Here is a 23,580-nt window from a genome sequence, read left to right as displayed (position 1 = left end):
CTGTCCCCGCAACCGCCCCGCAGCCGGCGCTCCCAGCCGGCTGTTCCATCCCTCGAAATACCCCCCTTTCTCCGTCCTTATCCGCCGATCGTCGCTTGCGTCGAGCGGGAATAATCGCTCTCACTGGAAAGAGGCGCCGTGCCTCGGCCGACTGGAGAGCGTTTGTGGCAGAGGATAGCGACCTCGAAAAAACCGAATCAGCCACTCCCCGGCGCCTGCAGAAGGCGCGCGAGGAAGGGCAGATCGTGCGTTCGCGGGAGCTGTCGACGTTTGCGCTGCTGGCAGCGGGATTCTTCGGCGTTTGGGGCATGTCCGACAGCATCGGCGAGCATTTGCGGGGCATGCTGCGGGCGTCCTTCACGTTCGACCACGCCACCGTGTTCGAAACCCGCCGCATGCTGATCGGCGCGGGCGCCGCGGGCCGCGAGGGCCTGTATGCGCTGCTGCCGGTTCTGGCCTTCACGGGCGCTGCCGCCTTGCTTGCGCCGATGGCGCTGGGCGGCTGGCAGTTGTCGTCGAAAGGCCTCGAGCCCAAGTTCAACCGGCTCAACCCGATCGAAGGGCTCGGCAAAATATTCTCGATCAACGGACCGGTTCAGCTCGGCCTGTCGCTCGCGAAGACGCTGGTGGTGGGCTGCATCGGCGGCTCGGCGATCTGGAATCGCCGCGAGGAAATTCTCGCGCTGGCAACCCAGCCGCTGCATCTCGCGCTCGCCAACACCGTGCATCTGATCGCGGTGTGCTGTGGCATGACGGTGGCGGGCATGTTCGTCGTAGCTGCGTTGGATGTGCCGTATCAACTCTGGCAGTTCCACAAGAAATTGCGCATGACGAAGGAAGAAGTGAAGCGCGAACACCGCGAAAGCGAAGGCGATCCGCACGTCAAAGGCCGGATTCGCCAGCAACAGCGCGCCATTGCCCGTCGCCGCATGATGACCCAGGTGCCCAAGGCCGATGTGGTGGTGACCAACCCGACGCACTTCGCCGTCGCGCTGCAGTACACCGACGGCGAGATGCGCGCGCCGAAGGTGGTCGCCAAGGGCGTGAACCTGGTGGCCGCGCGGATTCGCGAAATCGCCGCCGAGAACAACGTGCCGCTGCTGGAAGCGCCGCCGCTCGCGCGTGCGCTGTATCACAACGTCGATCTGAACCGTGAGATTCCCGGCCCGCTCTATGGCGCGGTCGCCGAGGTGCTGGCGTGGGTGTATCAGTTGCGGCGTTTCAACACCGAAGGCGGCGTCGCGCCGGTCGCACCGACCGAGTTCGACGTGCCGGCGGACCTCGACAAGGGCGGCGTGCCGGACGATGAAGCCGAGCAGGAAGCCGCCGACGTGCTTAACCCAAATAACGACGACGCTTCAGGAGCCTCCGCATGAACACTCGCGCCGGATTCCTGTCCCGACGGCCGGATGCCTTGAGCGGCACCAATTTGCGCGCCCTCGCCGGGCCGGTGCTGATCTGCATGATCCTCGGCATGATGATCCTGCCGTTGCCGCCGTTTCTGCTGGATCTGCTGTTCACCTTCAATATCGCGCTTTCCGTGATGGTGCTGCTCGTCAGCATGTACACGATGAAGCCGCTCGACTTCGCCGCTTTCCCAAGCGTGCTGCTGTTCTCGACCTTGCTGCGCCTGTCGCTGAACGTGGCGTCCACCCGCGTCGTGCTGCTCGAAGGCCATACCGGCCCGGACGCGGCGGGCCAGGTGATCGAGTCGTTCGGCCACTTCCTCGTGGGCGGCAACTTCGCGGTCGGTATCGTCGTCTTCGTCATTTTGATGGTCATCAACTTCATGGTGATCACCAAGGGCGCGGGGCGGATCGCGGAAGTGTCCGCGCGCTTCACGCTCGACGCGATGCCCGGCAAGCAGATGGCGATCGACGCCGACCTGAACGCCGGCCTCATCAACGAAGATCAAGCCCGCAAGCGCCGCCTGGAAGTCTCCCAGGAAGCCGAGTTCTACGGTTCGATGGACGGCGCCAGCAAGTTCGTGCGCGGCGATGCGATTGCCGGCCTGCTGATCATGGTGATCAACATCGTCGGCGGGCTGATCGTCGGGATGGCGCAGCACGGCATGGACTTCGCGTCCGCCGGCAAGACCTACACGCTGCTGACAATTGGTGACGGCCTCGTCGCACAGATCCCGTCGCTCGTGATTTCGACGGCGGCCGGTGTGATCGTCTCGCGCGTCGCGACCAACGAAGACATCGGTACGCAACTGACCGGCCAGCTCTTCACGAACCCGCGCGTGCTGGTGATCACGGGCTGCATTCTGGTGCTGATGGGCCTGATTCCGGGCATGCCGCACTTCGCGTTTCTGATTCTCGGCGGTGGCCTGATCCAGCTCGGCCGCACGATGAAGAAGCGCAGCGAAGCGCGCAAGAACACCGCAACACTGGTCGACGTCGCACCGGCCACGCTCGCGCCGGTCGAGAATGCCGAAGCCAGTTGGGACGACGTGACGATGATCGACACGCTCGGTCTCGAAGTCGGCTACCGGCTGATTCCGCTCGTCGACAAGAACTCGGACGGCGAACTGCTCAAACGGATCAAGAGCATCCGCAAGAAGTTCGCGCAGGAAATCGGCTTCCTGCCGCCGGTGATCCATATCCGCGACAACCTCGAATTGCGGCCGAACGGCTACCGGATTGCGCTCAAGGGCGTCGAGGTGGGCGTCGGCGAAGCGTATCCGGGGCAATGGCTGGCGATCAACCCGGGGCAGGTGTCCGCCGCGCTGCCGGGCACGCCAACGCAGGATCCGGCGTTTGGGCTGCCAGCGATCTGGATCGATACGAATCTGCGCGAACAGGCGCAGGTGTACGGCTATACGGTGGTCGATTCGAGCACGGTGGTGGCCACGCACCTGAATCACCTCGTGGTGACGCATGCGTCCGAACTGCTCGGGCGCCGCGAAGTCCAGGCGCTGCTGGAGCGGATGCAGAAGGACACGCCGTCGCTGGTCGACGATCTGGTGCCGAAGTCGCTGCCGCTCACCACGCTGCAAAAGGTGCTGCAAAACCTGCTGGAAGAAGGCGTGCCGATCCGCGACCTGCGCACGATTCTCGAAGCCCTGTCCGAACACGCGCCGAAGGTCACCGACGCGCACGATCTCACCGCCGCCGTGCGCCTTGCGCTGGGCCGTGCGATTACGCAGCAGTGGTTCCCGGGCGTGGGCGACATGCAGGTGATGGGTCTCGACTCGAATCTGGAGCGGGTGTTGTCGCAGGCGCTCTCCACGGGCGCCAATCCGGGCCTCGAACCGGGTCTCGCGCATACGCTGCTGAACGAAACGCAGAAGGCGATGACGCGTCAGCAAAACCTCGGGTTGTCGCCGGTGCTGCTGGTGCAGCATGCGTTGCGGCCGATGCTCGCGCGCTTCCTGCGCCGCAGCCTGCCGCAGTTGAAGGTGCTGTCTTATGCCGAAGTACCCGATACGCGCAATATCAAGGTGGTGAATCTGATCGGGGCGCATGGCTAAACCCCATGCGGCTAAGCCGGATAGTTAGCCGCAGCCGTTCCAGACCGATGGTTTCCGCCGGCGCTCCGCGAGCGCCGGTTTTCATTTCCGCACCTAACTTTTCACCCTGCAAGCGGCCGGCGGAGGTCATGCTGCGTCCGCGAAAGCGCCGCCGTACGCCGCCGGAAAGCCTGTTTCAAACCGCCGCGCGTGTGAATTGAGGTGCGTTTCCATCGCCCGAATTGCCCGCCTTTAACGGTCTTTATCCATCGATCGTCACTCGACGGGTTTCGCAATAATGATCTCAATGGGAAGCGGTATGTTGCCAATCCGTTAGTCAGTAAGTCCGTATACCTCATCGGGGGTCCAGCTTGAACATTCGTAAATTTGTCGGTGCTACCAGTCGCGATGCTCTGCGTCTCGTGCGCGAAGCCTTGGGCCCGGATGCCGTCGTTTTGTCCAACCGCACGATGGAAGACGGCAGCGTCGAGATCGTCGCCCTGGCCGATAGCGACCTCGCCGCGATTACGCCGAAAGCGCCGCGCGGTAGCGCAGGCGCACCGCTGGCCGCGCCGATGAATGCCATGGCAGGACAACAGCCCGCGCTCGCCGCACCGCGCGCCAATCCGATGATGCAAGCGAATCCGTATGCGAGCGGCATGCCCGACGTGTTCTCTTCGGTGTTCGGCGCAAGCCCGGAAGCGGGCGCTGAGAATATGACGCCGAACGTCGTTGGCACCGTCAACGCTGCTTCGGGGGCAGCCGCGAAGTCCGCCGCCGTCCCCGCCGCGCCGAAGGCCACGCTGCCGAACGCGCCCAAAGCGGCGCTGGCCGCACCCGCTGCCGCGTCGCTGCCGCACGCGGTCAACGCCGAGCAACCGAGCGCCCGCGCTGCGGTGACGCGTCTCACCGAAGACATCCGCGCCGATCTGCTCAAAGCCGCCGAAGCTCAAGCGCCGCGCACGATGGCCGAATCGAATCCCTGGCTGATCGACCACGCTCGCCGCATCGCCGCCGAACAGCAACAGCAAGGCGCGTACAGCGCACGCCCCGCCGCGATGACACCCGCTGCTGCCATGGCCAAGGGCCTCGGCGCCGCAGTGGAAGCCGGCCAACAGGCCTCGAAACCCGCCGCGCAGCAAGTTACCGATACGCCCGAGTGGGCCCGTGAAGGCGCGCAACTTGCCGCGCGCCGCGCCGCGCAGAAAGTGGCCGCATCGATGCCTGCCGCCGACGACGCCCGCTCGCCCGCTTCGGTCGCCGAGGCGATCAAGACGCGCATGGAGCAGGTCGTCAACGACACCGTGATGAGCGAGCTGTCGTCGATGCGCGGGATGATGGAAGAACACTTCGCCGGCCTGTTGTGGGGCGATCGTCAGCGCCGCAGCCCGGCGCGCGCCGCGCTCACCAAGCACCTGTTCGCCGCCGGCTTCTCCGCGCAGCTCGTGCAGATGATGGTCGACAACCTGCCCGACGACGTCGACAACATGGAAGGTGGCATGGAGTGGGTGCGTTCGGTGCTCGAATCGAACCTGCCGGTGATGGAAGACGAAGACGCGCTGATGGAGCGCGGCGGTGTGTTCGCGCTGATGGGTCCGACGGGTGTCGGCAAGACGACGACCACCGCCAAGCTCGCCGCGCGCTGCGTGATGCGTTTCGGCGCCAGCAAGGTGGCGCTCCTCACCACCGACAGCTACCGGATCGGCGGCCACGAACAACTGCGCATCTTCGGCAAGATTCTCGGCGTCTCGGTTCACGCGGTGAAAGACGGCGGCGATCTGCAACTCGCGCTCTCCGAATTGCGCAACAAGCACATCGTGCTGATCGACACGATCGGCATGAGCCAGCGCGACCGTCTGGTCTCCGACCAGATCGCGATGCTGTGCCGCGCCGGTCAGCCGGTGCAGCGTCTCCTGCTGCTGAACGCGACGAGCCATGGCGATACGCTGAACGAAGTCGTGCAGGCCTATCAGCGCGCGCCGGATCAACAGCCGCTCGCCGGCTGCATTCTGACCAAGCTCGACGAAGCCACCAATCTGGGCGGCGTGCTCGATACGGTGATCCGCTACAAGCTGCCGGTGCACTACGTGTCGACCGGTCAGAAGGTGCCGGAAAACCTGTACGTCGCAACGAAGAAATTCCTGATCAAGAGCACGTTCTGCATCCCGCGCGACAACTCCCCATTCGTGCCGCACGACGACGACATTCCGGCGTTGCTCTCCGCGCTGTCGGCGCGTTCGACGGCCGAACTGCACGAGGTTCGCTTTGGATAAGTTCATGTCGGATCAGGCAGAAGGACTGCGGCGGTTGTTGGCCCGTAGCGGCTCGCGCGTGATTGCGGTGACGGGCGGCTCGGCCAGCGTCGGCTGTACGACGACGGTAGTGAACCTCGCCGCGGCGCTCGCGCAGCAGGGCAAGGACGTGCTGGTGATCGACGAGTGCCTCGGCGAGAAATCGGTGAGCGCGATGCTCGGGGGCGTGCGCGGCGCAGGCAATTTTGCGGCGGTGATGCGCGGCGAGATGACGCTCGACGATGCCGCCGCGCGCCACGCGCTGGGTTTTTCCGTGCTGGCCGCCTCGCGCAACAACCGCGAAGGCCGCACGGCCGCGCAATTCGACGTGCTGCTGCGCGGTTCCGCCGACATCGTGTTGATCGATGCGCAACTCGACGAACACGGCCACCTGTCGCCGCTCGCGATGCAGGCGCACGACCTGATGATCGTAACAAGGGTGGCCGCGCAAGCGATCACCGAGGCGTACGCGTGCATGAAGCGTCTGCATTACGCGCACGCCACCGCGCAGTTTCGCGTGCTGGTGAACCACGTGCAGAGCGTGGAAGACGCGCATACCGCGTTTGTCAACCTGGCCGGCGTGGCGGGACGCTACCTGACGGTGGCGCTGGAAGACGCCGGTTGCATTGCCGCCGATGTGCGGATGGCGCGAGCTCTGGAGTTGTCGCGGTGTGTCGTCGATGCGTTCCCATCGACACCGGCCGCGCGCGACTTCCGGCACCTTGCCGCCGAATTGCAGTACTGGCCGATGCGGCCAGCGATGTCGTCGCAAACGCCCTGGATGGCGCCTGCGACAGTTACAGCGGCGCAACACGCCGACCAACCGTCTGCGCAGCACGCCTGAGAGGCGGCACAAGGACAAGGGGAGCACGATGTATAACGCTCAGGGAAAGATTTCCCAAGCCGAAGTTCTGACGAAGTACGCGCCTCTCGTGCGTCGCCTCGGCTTGCAGCTCGTTGCCAAGATGCCGGCAAGCGTCGATCTCGACGACCTGATCCAGGCCGGCATGATCGGACTGCTGGACGCGGCGAGCCGCTACAAGGAAGACCAGGGCGCGCAGTTCGAGACTTATGCGAGCCAGCGGATTCGCGGCGCGATGCTCGACGAGTTGCGCAGCAACGACTGGTTGCCGCGCAGCTTGCGGCGCACTTCGCGCGAAGTCGAATCTGCCGTGCACAAGGTCGAACAGAATCTGGGCCGCTCGGCGAGCGAAACGGAGATCGCCGAGCATCTGCAAATGCCGCTCGACGAGTACCAGTCGATGCTCCAGGATCTGCATGGCAGCCAACTGATCTATTACGAAGACTTCGATCGTTCCGCGGACGACGAACCGTTTCTCGACCGTTACTGCGTCGATCATTCGGACCCGCTGTCGGCGCTGCTGGACGACAGCCTGCGCTCGGCACTCGTTGAAGCGATCGACCGCCTGCCGGAGCGCGAGAAGTTGCTGATGTCGCTGTACTACGAACGCGGCATGAACCTGCGCGAAATCGGCGCGGTGATGGAAGTCAGTGAATCGCGGGTGTGCCAGTTGCACAGCCAGGCGGTGGCGCGCTTGCGCACGCGCCTGCGCGAAATGGCCTGGGCGAACGCCGAGGCGACCTGAGCTGAGATGGATGGCCGGCCGGCGGTGCGCGCAACGTCCGCCCGGTCTTTTCTCTTGTTACGCGTCCGCCATCTCATGCTCCGCGGCCAGCGCGAGAAACGCCGAACGCGACATGCCGCGTGCCTGGGCGTAAGCGTCGATATCCTGAACCAGCGCCTCAGGCAGTGAGATATTGATGCGCACCGCCTTCTTCAACGCCGGAATATTCCGCGTTGTCACGAAACCCCACGTAAAACCCGCGTAGTCCGGATTACGCCGATGCTCGTCCAGCGTCAGCCGTTCGGGAATCGCCAACCCTTCGTCGAGCAGCGTATCCAGATGCGCCTCGATCGCCTCCTTCGCGTTCGCGTAGGCTTCTTCCAGCGAATCACCCGCCGAATGACAACCCGGAATATCGGGAACGACCACGCCGAACGCGTGCTGCGTGTCACCAGGTTCGATCGCGATCGGGAAAATCAGGTTCTTCATTTCAGGCCTGCCTGTTTCAAGATGCTGTTCAGTGTGCCGGGCGGAAGATCTTTCTTCGGATGCGGGATGGTCACGAGACCGGCTTTTAACGCGTGCCGGAAATGGTGGTGACTGCCCGATATGCGGATCAGCCGCCAACCATCCGCTTGAATTACTTTGACGACCTCGGCACTGTTCATGCTGCACTCCTTGAATCATACACACGATTACACAATCTCGCTAGTGGGTAACGTTCCGCCTGGTTCGTCAAAGGCAGCCTTGAAAGCTGCGCGTGACGGCGGATAAGCCCAGTGGGGGAAGCCGTGATTTCAACGTGGCGGAGGATTTCGCGCTACCTGGCCGGATGGCTAACGCGCGTTGGAGGCGGGCTCGGATGCCCGTGCGGCAAGGGGAAAACAAAAAGGGCTCGTCAATGACGAGCCCTTTTTGTTCAAGGCAATCTACTCAACCGCGTCAGCGCGTTAAATGCGCCGTTCCAGCGAAATCTTCAGGCCGCGGGACGCGCGGGAATCCGGCCGTCCGGGCCATAGAAACCGACCTTCTGCGGCACGGCCACCTGCAGCGCCGTCAGCGCGCGCTGGTTATAGTCCATCCGCACGCGGATCAGTTCACCGTTACTCGTATTGAAGCGCCGCGCCCGTTCGGCGGCCTTTTGCAGCAGAGCCCACTGATCGGCGAGCCGCGCATCCGCACTGGCGGCGAGCTCCATGCCGGGCCAGCCGCCCGGAAAGCCCATTTCCGCGAGCAGCTCATCACGGGTGGTCTCGAGCCTGGCGAGCAGGCCGATCAGTTCGGTTTTCTTCTCGACGATCGGCGGCAGCAGTTCCAGCGGCGACAAGGCAGTCAGCGCCTTGGTCTCGAGCGTCAGAATCGAGGCGAACGCCTCGACGGCCGAATATTCTTCGATGAGGGTGGCAAGCAGGGCGTCTTTCATCTCAACAACTCGCTGAACACGGCGGCTCGCGCATGATTCGCGAGCCGGGTTTGTCGAATGCCGCCCGGCAATTCACCGTACTTCGATGCGTCGATTAGTTGCCGGTCGACGAGGTTTTGCTTTGCAACAGTTCGCGCGCGGTATTCAGCACGCCGTCGGCGATCTTGCTGGAATCGATCTTCAGCGAGCCGTCCTTGATGGCTGCCTTGATCGACTCGACGTGCGCCGTGTCGATATCGGCCGAGCCGGACGCCGCGAGGCTGCGCAGATGCTGCGACAGACCCGACAGGCTGACGCTGGCGTCGCCCGAACCGCTGGTGGTGGTGGTCTGCGAGGTCGTGCCCGCACTCTGCGCGTTGCTGTTCGCAGTCGTCGCGTCGCTTTGCTGCGAGCGCGACAGGGCGTCTTTCAACGTCGGCAGATTCGAATTGGTTGTGGAATCGACTTTCACGATGGGCTTCCTGAACGATTTGATCTTGATAACGGCAAGCGCTGATCAAAACTTTAGCGCAATCGCTCCAGGTTTTGCCTCGTCCTTCAAGCCGATCCGGCCCCACGACGGGTTCGACATTCACTGCGCCAACCGTGCCGGCCGCCGCGTGTGAAGCCACGCTGGCGGGCGGGTTGCCTGGCTTGCAGTCGGCCCGTTTCACAACTGAATCTCCACCGTCGAACCATCCTTGACGATGCCGGAGATGATCTGGCCGTTGGCCGTCTTCACCCGTACCTGCTGGCCCGGCGAGGCGTTGTTCATCGCGCTGCCTTCGGCCGAAATCGCGAAACCGTCGCCCGCCGCGACAACCCGCACCGTTTGCCCGATCGACACCGACGACGCGCTTTTCAGCATGTCGCGGCGCAGCGGCATGCCGCCGGCGATGCGCACGAGCGACACTGAGCCGACCGCCTGTGACGGGTCCGTGACGATTGCCTGCGGCAAACCGGTCAGGTCACCGTCGCGCGCGACGAGGTCGGCGGAGGTAAACACTTCGCCCGGCGCCATTGCGCGGGCGGCCAGATAGTAGGTGGCGCGCAACGAAATGCGCGCTTGGAGATAGATGGTCCACGGCCGTTCGCCGGCGCAACGCACGCCGACGGTCATGCGGCCCCACAGGCGCGCGCCGCTGGGCATGAAGGGTTCGAGCATCGTGCAGGCGGCGAGCCCGCGCGGAAACGCCGGCGCAACGGTGATTTCGACCTTGCCGGGCAAGCCCGCCGATTGCTGCTGCAGGAAGGCGAGCGCGGCACTGCGAATCGCCTCGGAGTCTTGCTGGCCGGCCAGCGGGACGGGTTGCGCCACCGCTGCGGGCCGCAGATTCTGCTGCGCGACAGCCGGCGCCACCTGACGCATCGACGGCGTGCGGGCGATGGTGGCAGGTGGCGTCGGCATCGGCGCGGATGTCGGCGCGGCTACTGCCGTGGTCACGACGGGTTTGCCGTTCGCGCCCAGTTGCGGCGGCTCGCCGCGCGAAGCAAGGCTGTCGAAGCCACCGGATGCGGACGCGGGCGCGCTGGCGGCTACGCCGGTAGGCGCATTGGCGACGACCGACTGCACACCGCCGGTTTGCCGCCCGGCATTGATCGACTGAGCCGGCGTCACCACAACCGGCACGACCTGACGCGAGCCCGGCGTCACATTGATGCGGGCAATCCCGGCCGGCGGGTTGGTTGCCGCCGCAGCCGCGGCCGCATTGGCGCTTCCCGGCGCGGGAATCGTCACGACCCCGTTCGCGTCGGGCTTGAAACTGGTACGGATCATTTGCGGCGCGGCAGGCGGCTCGCCCGCGCCCGGAATGACAATTGAGCCGCTCGCATTGGCGGCGCGCATGAATTGATCTGCGTCGCGCGCGACCGGCCCCGGCGTCAGCGACTGCGCGGTAGCGGCAGCGAGCGTCGCGGCGGAGCCCGTGCGTTTCGCGGGCGTTGCCTGCATTTGCGCGGCCAGATCGTTGAGCGCGGCCGGATTCTTTTCACCCGGGCCGGGAATCACGATCGGACCACCGGCGTCCTGAGCCTGCTGGGCCTGAGTTGTGGCCGGCAGCAGCACGATGCCCCCGGCGACCCATACCGCCAGGTTCACGATAAGGCGAGTCAGGAGACGGCATGCACCGCGCGAAGCGCGCCGCACCGGGCCCGCACCCACGCGATGCGCCGCCACGCAGTTTGCGCGGTGCGTCGGATCGAAGGTGGGCTGGTCCATCGTGTTTCTCCATCGAATGCATCGGTACGCCTTGCATTCTAGTGAGCGCCCCCATTGCGCAAACGTTGAATAGAAGCCCCCTTTCCCGGTTATTCGTCCGATTGCCACTTGCGTTCGGCCCATAAGATGCACTTCATGCAAAAAGGTCTTCCCGTCCAACGCAATCCTTACGCGACGCACAAAACGGGAAGCCTCGGGAACGTTCTCCGGAGATTTCTATGCTGGACAAACTCGATGCCGAATTCGCCTTTGGCCGCCAGGCGCTCGATGTGCGCGCTTACCGGCAGGAACTGCTGTCGTCGAATATCGCCAACGCCGATACCCCCGGGTACAAGGCGCGCGACGTCGACTTCGCTTCGTCGCTGGCCGGCGCGCTGAAGAAGACCGGTGGCGGTGCGGGCACGGGCGCCTCGAACAACTCGACGCTCGCCATGACGCAGCCCGCAGGGGTGACGAGCGGCATGTCGATGGTGTCGACCGCGCCGGGTCACATGTCCGGCAAGACGACGCTGACGCCGACCGGCGGCACGCCGGACGACTACGGCAATCTGCAGTACCGCATTCCGACGCAACCCGCGCTCGACGGCAACACGGTCGACATTGATACGGAACGCGTGCAGTTCGCGGACAACACGTTGCACTTCGAATCGGGCATGACGGTGCTGTCAGGCCAGATCAAGACGATGCTCGCGGCCATCCAGTCGGGTTCGTAGACAGAAGAGGTCAGGACACATGCCATCTTTAATGAACATCTTTGGTGTTGCAGGCTCCGCGATGTCAGCGCAGTCGCAGCGGCTCAACGTGACGGCGTCGAATCTGGCCAACGCGGACAGCACGACCGGCCCGGACGGCCAGCCGTACAAGGCCAAGCAGGTCGTGTTCGCGGTCAGCCCGATCGGCGGCGCGCGCACGGGCTCCGGTCAGCAGATCGGCGGCGTGCAGGTGACCGGCGTGGTCGACGACCCGACGCCGATGAAGACCGCCTACGACCCCGGCAACCCGGCGGCCAATCCGGACGGCTATGTCACGCTGCCCAACGTCGACCCGGTGCAGGAAATGGTCAACATGATCTCGGCCTCGCGCTCGTACCAGGCCAACGTCGAGACCTTGAACACCGCCAAGACACTGATGTTGAAAACGCTCACGATCGGAACCTGAGGAGAATTCCTTGACCACCAACACCACCATCGGCAGCAACGGCACGAACGTGTCGCAAACGCTGCTCGATACGATGAACGGCACGAGCAGCGCCTCGAGCTCGACCAGTTCCAGCGGCAGCACGTCGGGCACCTCGGCGACCGATCTGCAGAATACTTTCCTGCAACTGCTCGTCGCGCAGCTGAAGAATCAGGATCCGACCAATCCGATGGACAGCTCGCAGATGACCTCGCAGCTGGCGCAGATCAACACGGTGTCGGGCATCAGCCAGCTGAACACGACGCTCACCTCGCTCGCCACGCAGATGTCGGCAGGCCAGCAGTCGCAAGCCGCGCTCCTGATCGGCTCGACCGTGCTCGCGCCGGGCAGCTCGGTGTCGGTTGCAAGCGGCAAGGCCGGCGCGTTCGGCGTGCAGCTCGCCAACTCGGTGAGCGATCTGCAGGTGGTCGTGAAGAACTCGGCGGGCACGATCGTCAACACGATCGACCTCGGCAAGCAGTCGGCGGGCACGATTCCGGTGGGCTGGACGCCGACCGATTCGGCCGGCAACACGCTGCCCGACGGCAGCTACACGATTAGCGCGGTCGGCACGATCAACGGTCAGCAGGCAACGGCCACGACGCTCACGGGCGCGACGGTGCAAAGCGTCGTCATGCAGAGCAGCGGTACGCCGGGCCTCGTGCTGTCGAACGGCACGACCGTGGGGCTGACCAGCGTCGCCGCCATCCTCTGATTCAGATTCTGTCAGTTACGACTTTCCAGATACGGAGACCGTCATGGGTTACCAACAAGGTTTGAGTGGTTTGTCCGCGTCGTCGAGCGACCTCGACGTGATCGGCAACAACATTGCCAACGCGAATACGGTTGGCTTCAAGAGCGGCGCGGCGCAATTCGCCGACATGTACGCCAATTCGGTGGCGACCGCGGTGGGCAACCAGGTCGGTATCGGCACCAAGCTCTCCGAAGTGCAACAGCAGTTCTCGCAAGGCACGATCACCAGCACCAACCAGGCGCTCGACGTCGCGATCAACGGCAACGGCTTCTTCCAGCTGTCGAACAACGGCTCGCTGGTGTACTCGCGCAACGGCGTGTTCCAGCTCGACAAGAACGGCAACATCACCAACGCGCAAGGCCTGCAACTGATGGGCTACGCCGCGAACAGCGCGGGCATCATCAACACCGCGCAGACCGTGCCGCTCAGCGTGCCGACCGCGAACATCGCGCCGCAAGCGACCACCAAGATCGTCGCCGGTTTGAACCTGAATGCGCAGGATCCGCTGATGCTCGGCACGCCGGCCGTGACGCCGACCCTTGTCGCGGGCAGCACGCTCACGACGCCCGGCGCGACCATCACGAACACCGCCTCGGGCACGAACAACGACAACTACACCGTCAACTTCACGAGCCCGACGACCTACACGGTCACCGACGTCACGCTCGGCACGACCACCGCGCCTCCTGCTACGTACACGGCCGGCACGGCGATCTCGCTCGGCAACGGCCAGACAATCACGTTCAACGGCGTACCGGCTACTGGCGACAGCGTTGCGATCGCGCCGACGCCGGTCGCGTTCAACCAGAACAGCTCGTCGACGTATAACTACTCGACCAGCACGACGGTCTATGATTCGCTTGGCGGCTCGCAGACGGTCAACATGTACTTCGCCAAGACCTCGGCCGGCACGTGGAACGTCTACGCGGGCACCTCGACCGGCACCGCGAGCCTCGTCGGCCATGCGAACTTCAACTCGTCGGGCACGCTGCTCGGCACGACCAACGCGGCCGGCGTCGCTACCACCACGCCGTTCGTCTTCAACTTCAGCATTCCGACCACCGACGGTTCGTCGACGCCGCAGAACCTGACGCTGAACATCGGCGGCACGACGCAGTACGGCGGCAAGGACGGCGTGAACTCGCTGCAGCCCGACGGCTACGCAGCCGGCACGCTGACGAGCTTCACGATCGGCGCCGACGGCACGCTGACCGGCAACTACTCGAACCAGCAAACCGCGGCGCTCGGCCAGGTCGTGCTCGCGAACTTCTCGAACCAGAATGGCCTCGTGAATCTCGGCAACAACGAATTCCAGCAGACCTCGCAATCGGGTGTAGCGCAGATTTCCGCGCCGGGCTCGACCAACCACGGCGTGCTGCAGGGCGGCGCGGTGGAAAACTCGAACGTCGATCTGACGAGCGAACTGGTGAACCTGATCACGGCGCAACGCAACTATCAGGCGAACGCGCAGACGATCAAGACCCAGCAGACCGTCGACCAGACCCTGATCAACCTGTAAGCGACCGGGACTAACCCATCATGGATCGGCTGATCTACACCGCGATGTCGGGCAGCACGCAAGCGCTCGAACAGCAGGCTATCGTTGCCAACAACCTGGCGAACGCCTCGACCACCGGCTTTCGCGCGCAGCTTGCGACTTTCCGCGCCGTGCCGATGGCGTTCGGCGACGGCAGTTCGATCAACGACGACACCACGCGCACCTTCGTGCTGTCGTCGACGCCGGGCGCCGACTATACGCCGGGGCCGATCCAGCAGACGGGCAACCCGCTCGACGTGGCGATTCAGGGTCCGGGCTGGCTGGCGGTGCAAACCGCCGACGGCAACGAGGCTTATACGCGCGCCGGCAATCTGCACGTCGATGAGAACGGTCAACTGGTGAACGCCATGAACCAGACGGTGCTCGGCAACGGCGGCCCGGTATCCGTGCCGCCGGGTGCGGAAATCACCATCGGCAAGGACGGCACGGTGTCCGCGCTGACGCCTGGCGATCCGCCGACGGCGGTGGTGACGGTCGATCAGCTGAAGCTCGTGAATCCGGATCCGCAAAGCATGACGCGTGGCGACGACGGCCTGTTTCGCACCGCCGACGGCAATGCAGCCGACGCCGATCCGGCCGTCACGCTGGCGCCGGCATCGCTTGAAGGCAGCAACGTGAATCCGGTCAGCGCGATGGTCGCGATGATCACCAATGCCCGCCAGTTCCAGATGCAGACCAAGCTGCTGGAAAACGCGGACAAGAACGACCAGTCCGCCAATCAGCTGCTCAGCTTTAGCTAATTGGTTGCATTGGGGTCACCCCATACATGGGACCGGACTAAGCGCTAAAGCGCTAACTCCGGTCGACATAGGAGAAGAATAGTGAATCGCTCGCTCTACATCGCCGCCACCGGCATGAATGCGCAACAGTCGCAGATGGACGTGATTTCGAACAACCTCGCGAACGTCAGCACCAACGGCTTCAAAGGCTCGCGCGCGGTGTTCGAGGATCTGCTGTATCAGACCATCCGCCAACCGGGTGCGAACTCGACGCAAAACACCGAACTGCCGTCCGGTATCCAGCTCGGCACGGGGGTGCAACAGGTCGCGACCGAACGTCTCTACACGCAGGGCAACCTGCAGCAGACCGGCAACTCGAAAGACGTCGCCATCAACGGTCAGGGCTTTTTCCAGGTGCAAATGCCCGACGGCACGACCGCCTATACGCGTGACGGTTCGTTCCAGACCAACGCGCAAGGCCAGCTCGTTACGTCGAGTGGTTATCAAGTGATTCCGGCGATCACGATTCCGACCAACGCGACCTCGCTGACCATCGGCAGCGACGGCGTGGTGTCGATCACCGTCGCCGGCTCGACCAACAGCCAGCAACTCGGCTCGATGCAGATTGCTACCTTCATCAACCCGGCCGGTCTGGATGCGAAGGGTGAAAACCTGTTCTCGGAAACGGCTTCGTCAGGTGCGCCGAACGTCGCGCAACCTGGCCTGAACGGCGCCGGCACGCTGAATCAGGGTTACGTGGAAGCATCGAACGTGAATGTGGTGCAGGAACTGGTGAACATGATCCAGACGCAGCGCGCTTACGAAATCAACAGCAAGGCCGTGACGACCTCCGACCAGATGCTGCAGACCCTCAGCCAGATGCAGGTTTAAGGCCAGGGACTGGGAATTAACAGGCGGTAATCAAAGATGTCGCACTTCACTCGTAATCCGGTTCATTCGCGCACCGCTCAGGCGCTTGTGCAGCTCACGCTGCTCACGGCACTGGGTGGCTGCGGCCTCGTACCGAAGCAGCCGATCACCCAGCAGCCGATGACGGCCGTTCCGCCGATGCCGCCGCAAGCACAGTCGCCGGGCTCGATCTTCAATCCGGGTTACGCGGGCCGGCCGCTGTTCGAAGATCAGCGGCCGCGCAATGTGGGCGACATCCTGACGATCGTGATTCAGGAAAACGTCAACGCGACGAAGTCGTCGGGCGCCAACGCGAATCGCTCGGGCAACACCAACTTCAACGTGCCGACCGCGGGCTTCCTCGGCGGCCTGTTCGGCAAGACCAACCTGAGCGCGACCGGCGGCAACGCGTTCCAGGGCACCGGCGGCGCGAACGCGTCGAACACCTTCAACGGCACGATCACCGTGACGGTGACCGGCGTGCTGCCGAACGGCAACCTGATGGTGAGCGGCGAAAAGCAGATGCTGATCAACCAGGGCGATGAATTCGTGCGCTTCTCCGGCGTGGTGAATCCGAACACGATCTCCAACCTGAACGCCGTCTACTCGACCCAGGTGGCCGACGCAAAGATCGAATACTCCGCGAAGGGCTATCTCAACGAAGCCGAGAACATGGGCTGGTTGCAGCGGTTCTTCCTTAACGTGTCGCCGTGGTGATCATGCGTACCGTCTTCTTCCGCTCGGGCCACCTCAGCCGCTTCACGCGACTCGTTCAGCTCGGCCGTGCTGTGGCGCTCCTGGCACTCGCCTGCGCGGCCTTGCCGGTGGCGACGCCCGCACACGCCGAACGTCTGAAGGACCTCGTGCAGATCCAGGGCGTGCGCGACAACCCGCTGATCGGCTACGGCCTCGTCGTCGGTCTCGACGGCACGGGCGATCAGACCACGCAGACGCCGTTCACCACGCAGACGCTCGCCAACATGCTGGCGAACCTCGGCATCTCGATCAACAACCAGGCGGCGGGCTCGACCAACCAGCAGTCGTCGTTATCGAACATCCAGTTGAAGAACGTCGCCGCAGTGATGGTGACGGCGGTGCTGCCGCCGTTCGCGCGTCCCGGCGAAGCAATCGACGTGACGGTCTCCTCGCTCGGTAACGCCAAGAGCCTGCGCGGCGGCACGCTGCTGCTCACGCCGCTCAAGGGCGCCGACGGCCAGGTGTATGCGCTCGGCCAGGGCAACCTGGCAGTCGGCGGCGCCGGCGCGAGCGCGAACGGCAGCAAGGTGCAGGTGAATACGCTCGCCGCGGGTCGCATCGCCGGTGGCGCGATCGTCGAACGCGCGGTGCCGACCTCGGTATCGCAAGCGGGCACGATGCAGCTCGACCTGAACGACATGGACTACGACACCACGCAGCGCGTGGTGGCCGCGGTGAACAACGCGTTCGGCAGCGGCACCGCCATGGCGCTCGACGGCCGCACGATTCAACTGCGCGCGCCGTCCGATCCGGAGCAGCAGGTCGCCTTCATGGCGCAATTGCAGAACCTCGACGTCAAGCCGGCGCAGGCCGCCGCGAAGGTGATCCTGAACGCGCGCACCGGCTCGATCGTGATGAACCAGATGGTCACGCTGCAGAGCTGCGCGGTGGCGCACGGCAATCTCTCGGTGGTGATCAATACGCAGCCGGTGGTGAGCCAGCCGGGTGCGTTCTCGAACGGCCAGACCGTGGTGGCCAAGCAGTCGCAGATTCAGATGAAGCAGGACAACGGCGCACTGAAGATGGTGACCGCCGGCGCCAACCTTGCCGATGTGGTGAAGGCGCTCAACGCACTGGGTGCGACGCCCGCGGATCTGATGTCGATCCTGCAGGCCATGAAAGCGGCGGGCTCCTTGCGCGCCGACCTGGAAATCATCTAAGGAAGACAACAGATGAATTCGGATACGACCAACTCCGCCAATGCGGCGAACGACCTGACCCAGCGCTTCGCGCTCGACGTGCAGGGCTTCGGCAAGCTGAGCGCACAGGCCAAGGCTTCGCCGCAAGCCGGCATGAAGATGGCCGCGCAGCAGTTCGACGCGGTGTTTACCCAGATGATGCTGAAGAGCATGCGCGATGCGACGCCGCAGGATGGTCCGTTCGATTCGCATGACAGCGCCACCTTCACGTCGATGATGGATCAGCAGTTGTCGCAACAGCTGTCGCAGAAGGGCATTGGTGTCGCCGACGCGATGCTCAAGCAGATGATGCGCAATCAGGGCATGCAGGTGGGCGGCGCGAGCGGCGCAGGCGGCGGCCTCACCGGCATGGCGAATGCGCTCGGTGGCGGCAGCGGCGGCGACGAAGGCCAGACCGCGGCGCTGAACGCGCTCGCGAAGGCTTACGGCAACGCGCAGGCGAATGGTCAGTTGGCGATGGGCAGGGGCTACTCGGCCAACAGCGCGCTGACTCCGCCGATCAAAGGCGACGGCAGCTCGCCGAAGGTCGATGCCTTCGTCGACAAGCTCGCCGAACCGGCGCAAGCCGCCAGCGCGGCAACCGGCATTCCGGCGCGCTTCATCATCGGCCAGGCCGCGCTCGAATCGGGCTGGGGCAAGAGCGAGATCAGGAAGTCGGACGGCACGACCAGCCACAACGTGTTCGGCATCAAGGCGACCAAGGACTGGACCGGCAAGACCGTCTCGACGGTCACGACCGAGTATGTGAACGGCAAGCCGCAGCGCACCGTCGAAAAATTCCGTGCGTACGACTCGTACCAGGAAGCGATGACCGACTACGCGAGCATGCTCAAGGGCAACCCGCGTTATGCGCAGGTCATCAATTCCGCGCATGACGTGAACGGCTTTGCCAACGGCATGCAACGCGCGGGTTACGCGACCGATCCGCATTACGCGAAAAAGCTGATGTCCATCATGCAGAAAATGGGCTGACCTGCCGTTAATGCAGGTGCGCAGTCGCACTCGGCTGCGCAGCGGATCAGTTTATGCAGTTTGATTTTCTCGAATAAAGTATGCACGCGACGGGGCCAGGTGCATAACAAGACGGACGAGGCCGGCCGCCTGCGGGCGGCCGGTCCACCCGCATAACCGGCGTGATGCTTGCCGGTATTCCATGCACACGGATTCGACCGCCGGAATATCGGCGTTTAACGTTTGCGGCAAATATTTCATTACATGCCCCTAAATTTTGGCTGAATGCTGCCGCTAATCAGTTAGACCCGATACCGGAAAGCGTTTAATGTCCGGTTGAATGCGCGTGCTGCGGCTTCGATGAAGACCGCGCGAAAGCCCCGGCAGGAGCTCTGGCACGCGCCCGCAAGAACATGCATACCGGCAAGCCCATGGATACTACCCAGTCGCACGGCCAGACCGACGCACCCGGCCAGTCGCACGCCACGCTAGACGAAAGCGCTCCCGATTTCGGCCGCCGCAATCCGCTGGAGATTGGCGTTCAGTTACGCAACCTCGTCAATCGAGGTGATTTCCTCACCGTCGAATACGCGGGCGGTCAGCTCGTGACGCGCCTGCTCGATGTCGACGTGCGCGGGCGCACCTTCACTTTCGATTGGGGCGCGCTCTCCGAACAGAACAAAGGCTTATTGGGCGCGCCGCGCTGCCAGTTCCACGCGTCGCCTGACGGCGTGCGCGTCGAGTTCGCCACCGGCACCCCGCGCGAAACCCGCTACGAAGGACTGCCCGCATTCGAGTCCGACTTCCCCGAAGTGCTGTACTACGTGCAGCGCCGCGAGTATTTCCGCGTCGATGCGCCGATTCTCGATCCGTATATGTGCACCGGCCGTCTGCCCGAAGGCGATACTTTCCGCTTCGAAGTGCACGATCTGTCGCTCGGCGGCGTCGGCATGCGCACTGCGGACGAACGCGTGGCCGAATTGCCGATGGGTACGCGGCTGCAGGATTGCGAACTGTTTCTCGGCTCGCTCGGCCGCCTTTCGCTCGATCTGCAACTGGTGTCTCACCGCTCCACCGCGTTGCCGAACGGCACGCAGCGTTATCAACTCGGCTTCCGTTTTCTGACGCTGCCGGGCAGCGCTGAAAACACACTGCAACGTCTGATTACGCAACTCGAAATGAAGCGCCGCTCACTGGTGCGCTGAACGGCGCAAGAACCTTGCTGCACGCGCCTCGCAAACGTTGAAACAAGCATCGGAATGGCCCTCAATTTTTCTTCGCGGGGGCCGTTAAACAGGATGTTCAAGTAACGTGGCGGCAAGTGGTCGGTGTCGCCCTTCAGGATGACGCATGTCGAGCAACCTCATCAATCTCGGACTCAGTGGGCTGAACGCAGCCCAGTGGGGACTTACGACGACCGGCCAGAACATCAGCAACGCGTCGACGCCGGGCTACACGATCGAAACGCCGGTCTACGCCGAAACCGGTGGTCAGTACACGGGTTCCGGCTTTTTGCCGCAGGGCGTCTCGACCGTCACCGTGACGCGCCAGTACAGCCAGTATCTGACCACTGAGTTGAACAATGCGCAGAGCTCGGGCAGCTCGCTGTCGGCGTACAACACGATGATCTCGCAGTTGAACAATCTTGTCGGTAGCCCGACAGCCGGCATTGCAAGCGCGATCACCAGCTACTTCACCGGTTTGCAGAACATCTCGAACAACGCCTCCAGCCTGTCCACCCGCCAGGGCGCGATAAGCGGCGCGCAGACGCTCGTGAATCAGATCAATGCCGCGGGTCAGCAATACGACGCGATGCGCCAGAGCGTCAACACGCAGCTCAGCAACACCGTTTCGCAAATCAATAGCTACACGCAGCAGATCGCCCAATTGAACGGCCAGATCTCCCAGGCCAGCACGCAAGGTCAGCCGCCGAACCAACTGATGGATCAGCGCGATCAAGCCGTGTCGAACCTGTCGCAACTGATCGGCGTGAACGTCGTGAACAGCAACGGCAGCTATAGCGTGTTCATGGGCAACGGCCAGCCGCTCGTATCGTCCACCAATAGCTACAACCTGGGTACGGCGCCTTCGACAGGCGACACCAGCGAACTGTCGGTGCAGTATCTCGGCCAGGCAGGTGCAAACCCGGCCGCTGCGCCGCAAAACCTGCCCGACAGCAAGATCACGGGTGGCACGCTTGGCGGCCTGCTGACGTTCCGCAGCCAGACGCTCGATCCGTCCGAAGCGCAACTCGGCGCGATTGCGGTGAGCTTTTCCGCGCAGGTCAACGCGCAGAACGGCCTCGGCATCACGCTCGCTGGCGCCCAGGGCGGCGCGCTGTTTTCGGTGGGCGGTCCGACCGTCTACGCGAATACGAAGAACACCGGCAACGCGTCGCTGAACGTCTCGTTCGCGAATCCTGCGCAGCCGACCACCGGTGATTACACGCTGGCTTATAACGGCACCAGCTACACGCTGACCGACAATTCGACCGGCAGCGTGGTGGGCTCGGCGACCACGCTGGCCCTGCCGATCAACGGCCTGAATTTCTCGACCACCGGCACGATGAACGCCGGCGATTCGTTCACGGTAGAACCGACCCGCGGCGCGCTGAACAGCTTCAACACCGCGACCACGGACCCATCGGCGATTGCCGCCGCAGCACCGGTGCTCGGGGCGGCAACGGCGAGCAATACCGGTACCGGTACGATCTCGCAAGGCTCGGTGACGGCCGGTTATACGATGCCGAATGCGACCACCACGCTGTCATACAACGGCGCGGGTCTCTCAGGCTTCCCGGCCGGTTCGACGGTGACGGTAGCGGGCTCGCCCCCCACCTCTTACCCGATCGCCACAGCGGCGACCGTAGTGCCGTATTCGTCGGCTACGGGTGCAGCGCTGACGATCACCAACCCGACCGCCGGACAGATGAACAACGTCTCGGTGACGATCAGCGGCGCACCGGCTGCCGGCGACACGTTCACCATCGGCCCGAACACCGGCGCGAGCAACGACGGCCGCAATGCACTGGCGCTGTCGAACCTCTCCGCGGCGAAGGCATTGGCGGGCGGCACGGTCACGCTGACAGGCGCGTATGCGAACTACGTCAACCAGATCGGCAACCAGACCAATCAGATTCAGACCTCGAGCACGGCGCAGACCGCGCTGGTGACGCAGATCACCACCGCGCAGCAGTCGGTCTCGGGCGTGAACATCAACGAAGAAGCAGCCAACCTGCTTCAGTATCAGCAGCTCTATCAGGCGAACAGCAAGGTCATCCAGACTGCGCAGACCCTGTTCCAGACGATACTCGGCATCTTCCAGTGAGGCGTTGAACATGCGCATCTCCAGTACGCAGTACTTCAATATGAACGTGGCGACGATGAGCGATCAGCAAGCTCAGTTGTCGCAGTTGTATCAAGAGATCTCGAGCGGCGTGAGCCTCTCCACGCCGTCGGACAATCCGCTCGGCGCGGCGCAGGCGGTGCTGCTGAGTTCGACGGCGACGAGCCTGTCGCAGTACACGACCAACCAGGGCGCAGCACTCTCTTCGCTGCAACAGGAAGATTCGACGCTCGGCAGTGTCAATACCGTGCTGCAGAGCATTCACACGCTCGTGCTGAGCGCCGGCGACGGTTCGCTGAACAACGGCGACCGCGGTTCGATCGCGACGCAATTGCAGAGCTTGCGCAGCCAGTTGATGACGCTCGCCAATGCGACCGACCCGCAGGGCAATGCCTTGTTCGGTGGTTATCAAACCACTGCGACTCCGTACACCACCAACGCGGCCGGTGTCGTGAGCTATTCGGGCGATACCGGTACGCCTTCCATGCAGATCACGTCCTCGCACACGATTCAGACCGGCGACAACGGTCTCGCGATCTTCGGGAGCGTGGCAGCTATCGGCACCAGCTCGGTGCCGGCCGCGACGGCCGGCAACACGGGCACGGGCGTGATCAGCACCGTGAGCCTGACGAACCCGACCAATCCGGCCAATGCGGATACGTACGCGATCAACTTCACGTCGGCGACCACCTATACGGTGACCCAGACCCCGCCGAGCGGGGCGCCGACCACGAGCGCGCCGCAACCGTTTACGGCCGGCTCTGCGATCACGCTTGGCGGCCAGACGGTGAACATCACTGGCGCACCGAACGCAGGCGACAGCTTTTCCGTGACGCCGGCCACGCAAGGCAGCATGGATGTGTTCGCCAATCTGAGCCAGTTGATCACCACGTTGCAATCGCCGCTGTCCGGCGGCGCCTCGACGGCCAGCTACCAGAGCGCACTGACCACCAGCATGACCCAGCTCGAAAACACGATGAACAACGTCGTGACCGCGCAGGCGGCGGTGGGTGGCCGCGAGCAGCAAGTGCAGGCGTTGCAGACCGTCACCCAGACCAACACGTTGCAGACGTCGAGCAACCTCGCGGATCTGACGCAAACCGACATGGCCAAGACGATCGGCCAGTACACGATGACGCAAAACGCGCTGCAAGCGGCGCAGCAGGCGTTTGTGAAGATTCAGAGCGTTTCGTTGTTCCAGTACCTGAACTAAGCGAGCAGTCTGAAACGAAGAAGGGCGGAAGCCGGTGCGAGCCGGTTCC

The 23,580-nt window shown here is 63.9% G+C and carries 22 protein-coding genes; 17 read left to right on the top strand and 5 right to left on the bottom strand.

All coding sequences use genetic code 11. The annotated features are described in order from the left end of the window. The first annotated feature begins 164 nt into the window (after positions 1-164). The 5 genes from flhB to KHO33_RS15890 all read left to right on the top strand — a co-directional run bounded on the left by flhB (position 165) and on the right by KHO33_RS15890 (position 7,352). Positions 165-1,376: a flagellar biosynthesis protein FlhB gene (gene flhB, locus KHO33_RS15910; RefSeq protein WP_200565563.1), complete on the top strand. Its 1,212-nt coding sequence runs from the start codon at positions 165-167 to the stop codon at positions 1,374-1,376. Then, the gene (gene flhA / locus KHO33_RS15905; protein ID WP_054038484.1) at positions 1,373-3,475 is read left to right on the top strand and encodes a flagellar biosynthesis protein FlhA; all 2,103 of its coding nucleotides are present in this window, start codon (positions 1,373-1,375) and stop codon (positions 3,473-3,475) included. The genes flhB and flhA overlap by 4 nt, the downstream gene beginning before the upstream one ends. Positions 3,476-3,825: 350 nt before the next feature. Beyond that, entirely contained in the window at positions 3,826-5,727 is a 1,902-nt protein-coding gene (flhF, locus tag KHO33_RS15900) for a flagellar biosynthesis protein FlhF (RefSeq protein ID WP_200565562.1), read from the top strand. Beyond that, positions 5,720-6,589 carry a nucleotide-binding protein gene (locus KHO33_RS15895; RefSeq protein WP_054038481.1) on the top strand — a complete coding sequence of 290 codons (870 nt, stop codon included), beginning with the start codon at positions 5,720-5,722 and terminating at the stop codon, positions 6,587-6,589. Before flhF ends, KHO33_RS15895 begins: the two co-directional genes overlap by 8 nt. 28 nt (positions 6,590-6,617) lie before the next feature. Then, on the top strand, positions 6,618-7,352 hold the full coding sequence (locus tag KHO33_RS15890; protein ID WP_054038479.1) for an RNA polymerase sigma factor FliA: 735 nt from the start codon (positions 6,618-6,620) through the stop codon (positions 7,350-7,352). Positions 7,353-7,409: 57 nt separating this feature from the next. Here the strand turns inward: KHO33_RS15890 and KHO33_RS15885 are convergent, their stop codons facing one another. From KHO33_RS15885 to flgA, 5 genes are all read right to left on the bottom strand, one after another. Next, positions 7,410-7,820 (bottom strand): type II toxin-antitoxin system HicB family antitoxin, encoded by a 411-nt coding sequence (locus tag KHO33_RS15885; RefSeq protein ID WP_054038476.1) that lies wholly within the window; start codon positions 7,818-7,820, stop codon positions 7,410-7,412. Next, entirely contained in the window at positions 7,817-7,999 is a 183-nt protein-coding gene (locus tag KHO33_RS15880; protein WP_200565561.1) for a type II toxin-antitoxin system HicA family toxin, read from the bottom strand. Before KHO33_RS15880 ends, KHO33_RS15885 begins: the two co-directional genes overlap by 4 nt. Before the next feature lie 308 nt (positions 8,000-8,307). Then, positions 8,308-8,754, bottom strand: a complete 447-nt coding sequence (locus KHO33_RS15875) for a flagella synthesis protein FlgN (protein ID WP_054038472.1) — start codon at positions 8,752-8,754, stop codon at positions 8,308-8,310. A 94-nt stretch (positions 8,755-8,848) separates the two neighbouring features. Beyond that, positions 8,849-9,205, bottom strand: a complete 357-nt coding sequence (gene flgM / locus KHO33_RS15870; protein WP_200565560.1) for a flagellar biosynthesis anti-sigma factor FlgM — start codon at positions 9,203-9,205, stop codon at positions 8,849-8,851. Positions 9,206-9,403: 198 nt separating this feature from the next. After that, entirely contained in the window at positions 9,404-10,951 is a 1,548-nt protein-coding gene (gene flgA / locus KHO33_RS15865; RefSeq protein WP_200565559.1) for a flagellar basal body P-ring formation chaperone FlgA, read from the bottom strand. A 218-nt stretch (positions 10,952-11,169) separates the two neighbouring features. On the opposite strand from flgA, the gene flgB reads away from it, so the two are divergent. The 12 genes from flgB to flgL all read left to right on the top strand — a co-directional run bounded on the left by flgB (position 11,170) and on the right by flgL (position 23,531). Beyond that, entirely contained in the window at positions 11,170-11,664 is a 495-nt protein-coding gene (flgB, locus tag KHO33_RS15860) for a flagellar basal body rod protein FlgB (protein ID WP_054038465.1), read from the top strand. A gap of 19 nt (positions 11,665-11,683) precedes the next feature. After that, positions 11,684-12,109, top strand: a complete 426-nt coding sequence (flgC, locus tag KHO33_RS15855; protein ID WP_054038463.1) for a flagellar basal body rod protein FlgC — start codon at positions 11,684-11,686, stop codon at positions 12,107-12,109. A gap of 10 nt (positions 12,110-12,119) precedes the next feature. Continuing rightward, on the top strand, positions 12,120-12,842 hold the full coding sequence (gene flgD / locus KHO33_RS15850; RefSeq protein ID WP_200565558.1) for a flagellar hook assembly protein FlgD: 723 nt from the start codon (positions 12,120-12,122) through the stop codon (positions 12,840-12,842). Positions 12,843-12,885: 43 nt separating this feature from the next. Next, positions 12,886-14,400: a flagellar hook protein FlgE gene (locus KHO33_RS15845; protein ID WP_200565557.1), complete on the top strand. Its 1,515-nt coding sequence runs from the start codon at positions 12,886-12,888 to the stop codon at positions 14,398-14,400. 20 nt (positions 14,401-14,420) lie between these two features. Further along, entirely contained in the window at positions 14,421-15,179 is a 759-nt protein-coding gene (gene flgF, locus KHO33_RS15840; protein ID WP_054038461.1) for a flagellar basal-body rod protein FlgF, read from the top strand. Positions 15,180-15,260: 81 nt separating this feature from the next. Next, positions 15,261-16,049, top strand: a complete 789-nt coding sequence (gene flgG / locus KHO33_RS15835; RefSeq protein ID WP_054038459.1) for a flagellar basal-body rod protein FlgG — start codon at positions 15,261-15,263, stop codon at positions 16,047-16,049. A 36-nt stretch (positions 16,050-16,085) separates the two neighbouring features. Beyond that, the gene (gene flgH, locus KHO33_RS15830; protein WP_093640857.1) at positions 16,086-16,784 is read left to right on the top strand and encodes a flagellar basal body L-ring protein FlgH; all 699 of its coding nucleotides are present in this window, start codon (positions 16,086-16,088) and stop codon (positions 16,782-16,784) included. A 2-nt stretch (positions 16,785-16,786) separates the two neighbouring features. Beyond that, on the top strand, positions 16,787-17,983 hold the full coding sequence (locus KHO33_RS15825; RefSeq protein WP_234480611.1) for a flagellar basal body P-ring protein FlgI: 1,197 nt from the start codon (positions 16,787-16,789) through the stop codon (positions 17,981-17,983). A gap of 12 nt (positions 17,984-17,995) precedes the next feature. Continuing rightward, on the top strand, positions 17,996-18,994 hold the full coding sequence (flgJ, locus tag KHO33_RS15820) for a flagellar assembly peptidoglycan hydrolase FlgJ (RefSeq protein ID WP_054038457.1): 999 nt from the start codon (positions 17,996-17,998) through the stop codon (positions 18,992-18,994). 410 nt (positions 18,995-19,404) lie between these two features. After that, positions 19,405-20,178 carry a flagellar brake protein gene (locus KHO33_RS15815; protein ID WP_200565556.1) on the top strand — a complete coding sequence of 258 codons (774 nt, stop codon included), beginning with the start codon at positions 19,405-19,407 and terminating at the stop codon, positions 20,176-20,178. A gap of 145 nt (positions 20,179-20,323) precedes the next feature. Beyond that, complete coding sequence (flgK, locus tag KHO33_RS15810) at positions 20,324-22,300, top strand: flagellar hook-associated protein FlgK (RefSeq protein ID WP_054038453.1); 1,977 nt, start codon at positions 20,324-20,326, stop codon at positions 22,298-22,300. Between the two features lie 10 nt (positions 22,301-22,310). Continuing rightward, positions 22,311-23,531 carry a flagellar hook-associated protein FlgL gene (gene flgL, locus KHO33_RS15805; protein WP_154559845.1) on the top strand — a complete coding sequence of 407 codons (1,221 nt, stop codon included), beginning with the start codon at positions 22,311-22,313 and terminating at the stop codon, positions 23,529-23,531. Positions 23,532-23,580 lie beyond the last annotated feature (49 nt).

The organism is Paraburkholderia nemoris (genome assembly GCF_905221015.1).
GTDB lineage: Bacteria > Pseudomonadota > Gammaproteobacteria > Burkholderiales > Burkholderiaceae > Paraburkholderia > Paraburkholderia nemoris.
Note: the sequence above shows the minus strand (reverse complement) of the source record. Positions and strands in the feature narration are given on the sequence as shown.

Excerpts from the sequence above, each read along its gene's own strand:
- flgK (WP_054038453.1), top strand. The coding sequence starts at position 20,324 with ATGTCGAGCAACCTCATCAATCTCGGACTCAGTGGGCTGAACGCAGCC.
- flhA (WP_054038484.1), top strand. The coding sequence starts at position 1,373 with ATGAACACTCGCGCCGGATTCCTGTCCCGACGGCCGGATGCCTTGAGC.
- KHO33_RS15890 (WP_054038479.1), top strand. The coding sequence starts at position 6,618 with ATGTATAACGCTCAGGGAAAGATTTCCCAAGCCGAAGTTCTGACGAAG.
- flgC (WP_054038463.1), top strand. The coding sequence starts at position 11,684 with ATGCCATCTTTAATGAACATCTTTGGTGTTGCAGGCTCCGCGATGTCA.
- KHO33_RS15880 (WP_200565561.1), bottom strand. The coding sequence starts at position 7,999 with ATGAACAGTGCCGAGGTCGTCAAAGTAATTCAAGCGGATGGTTGGCGG.
- flgH (WP_093640857.1), top strand. The coding sequence starts at position 16,086 with ATGTCGCACTTCACTCGTAATCCGGTTCATTCGCGCACCGCTCAGGCG.
- flgL (WP_154559845.1), top strand. The coding sequence starts at position 22,311 with ATGCGCATCTCCAGTACGCAGTACTTCAATATGAACGTGGCGACGATG.
- flgF (WP_054038461.1), top strand. The coding sequence starts at position 14,421 with ATGGATCGGCTGATCTACACCGCGATGTCGGGCAGCACGCAAGCGCTC.
- KHO33_RS15825 (WP_234480611.1), top strand. The coding sequence starts at position 16,787 with ATGCGTACCGTCTTCTTCCGCTCGGGCCACCTCAGCCGCTTCACGCGA.
- KHO33_RS15885 (WP_054038476.1), bottom strand. The coding sequence starts at position 7,820 with ATGAAGAACCTGATTTTCCCGATCGCGATCGAACCTGGTGACACGCAG.
- KHO33_RS15845 (WP_200565557.1), top strand. The coding sequence starts at position 12,886 with ATGGGTTACCAACAAGGTTTGAGTGGTTTGTCCGCGTCGTCGAGCGAC.
- KHO33_RS15875 (WP_054038472.1), bottom strand. The coding sequence starts at position 8,754 with ATGAAAGACGCCCTGCTTGCCACCCTCATCGAAGAATATTCGGCCGTC.
- flgB (WP_054038465.1), top strand. The coding sequence starts at position 11,170 with ATGCTGGACAAACTCGATGCCGAATTCGCCTTTGGCCGCCAGGCGCTC.
- flgA (WP_200565559.1), bottom strand. The coding sequence starts at position 10,951 with ATGGACCAGCCCACCTTCGATCCGACGCACCGCGCAAACTGCGTGGCG.
- KHO33_RS15815 (WP_200565556.1), top strand. The coding sequence starts at position 19,405 with ATGGATACTACCCAGTCGCACGGCCAGACCGACGCACCCGGCCAGTCG.
- flgJ (WP_054038457.1), top strand. The coding sequence starts at position 17,996 with ATGAATTCGGATACGACCAACTCCGCCAATGCGGCGAACGACCTGACC.